Annotated in this window: 1 protein-coding gene and 1 pseudogene; both read right to left on the bottom strand. The window is 75.7% G+C overall.

The annotated features are described in order from the left end of the window. Nucleotides 1–4 precede the first annotated feature (4 nt). On the bottom strand, nt 5–670 hold the full coding sequence (locus ABD308_RS29770) for an O-methyltransferase (protein ID WP_344341638.1): 666 nt from the start codon (nt 668–670) through the stop codon (nt 5–7). A gap of 126 nt (nt 671–796) precedes the next feature. Continuing rightward, a pseudogene (locus tag ABD308_RS29765) lies at nt 797–1,842 on the bottom strand (NB-ARC domain-containing protein); the annotation flags it as partial.

Raw genomic sequence — 1,842 nt, 5'->3', positions numbered from 1 at the left:
TGCGCTACGGGCGCTTGCGGACCAGCGTGATGCCGTCGGCCACCGCCAGCAGGGAGATCTCCACCCGTTCGTCGGTGTGCAGCGCGGCGTTCAGCTCCCGGACGCCGAGGGTGTCGGCGTCCTGGTGGGACGGGTCCGCCACCCGGCCGAAAAACAGCGTGTTGTCCACCACAAGCAACCCGCCCGGCCGCAGCAGAGCCAGGGAATCCTCGTAGTAGCGCGGGTAGTTGACCTTGTCGGCGTCGATGAAGACCAGGTCGAAGGAGTCCGGGCCGCGCTCCGCCGCCAGCTTCGCCAGGGTCTCCACGGCGTCCCCGATCCGCAGCTCGATCCGGTCCGCCACCCCCGCGCGCTCCCAGTAGTCGGCGCCGATCGCGGGCCAGCGGTCGGTGATGTCGCAGGTCACCAGCGTCCCGGCGGGCGGCAGGGCGCGGGCCATGCAGAGGGTGCTGTAACCGGTGAAGGTACCGATCTCCAGGATCGTCCGCGCGCCGGTCAACCCGACGAGCAGCGCCAGCAGTTGCCCCTCCTCGGCCATCACCTGCATCGCCTCGCCGGCCGGCAGCCCGGCGGTCTCGGCGCGCAGTTCGGCGAGCAGCGGTTCGTCCCGCAGCGAGACGTGCCGGATGTAGTCGAGCAGCTCATCGGTGGCTGCCACCTGCTGGGCCATGGGACTCCTCAATCGAACGGGTCGGAAGGGCGAAGGGGCGAAGGGTTCAGGGCGTCGAAGGGTCGGACGGGCGCAGGTCCGGATGCGTCCGGCACGTCGGAGCGGGCCGCCGCCCGCCGCCGGGCGTCACGAGCCGACCCGCTGCGGATCAGGGCGGCCGGGCCCGACCGGCCTGCCCGCGCCGTGCCGGTGGGCCCTGGCCGGCCCGCCGCACTTCGCCTGCGCCGACCGCTCGGGGTAGCCCTCCGCCAGCGCCCGCTCCCGCGCGTAGGCCCTCAGCAGGTGGTCCAGGTGGTAGCGGCCGCCGCCGCGGGCCCGCACCAGGTGCGCGTCGGCCAGTGCCTCCAGCACGGCCTCGGCCGCCGACGGCGCGCAGTCCAGCAGCGCGGCCAGCGCGGTGGCGTCCACGTCCTCCGCGCCCACCGCGCCGAGCAGCCGCAGCGCCGCCGCCGGATCGGGCAGCTCGGGCGCCACCTGCGCGTCCTCGCGCAGCGCGCGGTAGCCGGCCTCCAGACCGGCGCGCACCCCCAGGTCGCCGATCCGCAGCTCGTCCAGCAGCCGGGGCGCTCCCGCCAGCCGCCGGGCCAGCGTGTCGAGGTCCCAGTGCGGGCGGCCCAGGAAGCGGGCGCCGACGATGCGCACCGCCAGCGGCAGGCCCGAGCAGTACCGCACCACCGCCCGGGCGGCGCGCGGCTCCGCCTCCGGCTGGCGGCGGCCGACGATCGAGCCGAGCAGGTCCAGCGAGGCCGCCTCGTCCAACGCGGTGAGGGTGACGATGTGGGCGCCGTCCAGGTCGGCCAGCCGGTCGCGGCTGGTGACGAGCGTCCGGCTGTCCGGGCAGCCGGGGACCAGCGGGCGCACCTGCGCGGCGCTGCGGGCGTCCTCCAGCACCACCAGGACCCGGCGGTCGGCGGTGATCGAGCGGTAGAGCAGGGCGGCCTCCTCCTCGGTGGGCGGCACCTCCGCCTCGGGCACCCCGAGGTCCACCAGGAACCGGGTGAGGACCTCGATCGGCTCGGCCGGGTGGTCCCGCCCGCCGAGGTCGGCGTACAGCTGGCCGTTGCCGAACCGTTCCCGCACGGTGTGGGCCACGTGCAGGGCCAGCGCGCTCTTGCCGACCCCGCCGGCGCCGGTGACCACGGTGACCGTGGCGGCGCCGCCCGGTAAGGCGT

The organism is Kitasatospora putterlickiae, assembly GCF_039527695.1.
GTDB lineage: Bacteria > Actinomycetota > Actinomycetes > Streptomycetales > Streptomycetaceae > Kitasatospora > Kitasatospora putterlickiae.
This window is presented reverse-complemented; position numbering and strand designations above follow the sequence as displayed.

What these genes read in the sequence shown, in the direction of transcription:
- ABD308_RS29770 (WP_344341638.1), bottom strand. Translation starts at nt 670, where the DNA reads ATGGCCCAGCAGGTGGCAGCCACCGATGAGCTGCTCGACTACATCCGG.